Raw genomic sequence first — 205 nt, forward strand, 5'->3', positions numbered from 1 at the left:
TCCCACTTGTCGGGCAGCTCTGTTTTCAGCCCGGAAAGCTCTGTATCGGTCAGTATCACATTGTTGTATCTGCCATAAGCAGCGGGGGCGGGGTGTCCCGTTTCTCCCTCTCTCTCTTTTTCTATCTCTATCTCTTTCTCTAACTCTATCTCTGGTGGACGAATGTCGGACAAATGTCCGCCTTTTGTCCGGGGCGGTAAAAGTG

At 51.2% G+C, this 205-nt stretch carries 1 pseudogene; it reads right to left on the reverse strand.

Features of this window, described 5'->3' with window-relative positions:
• Nucleotides 1-205 (reverse strand): annotated as a pseudogene (locus GPK49_RS13230) (phage replisome organizer N-terminal domain-containing protein); the annotation flags it as partial.

This window comes from Clostridium sp. MCC345, assembly GCF_018785345.1.
Classification (GTDB): domain Bacteria; phylum Bacillota; class Clostridia; order Lachnospirales; family Anaerotignaceae; genus Anaerotignum_A; species Anaerotignum_A faecicola.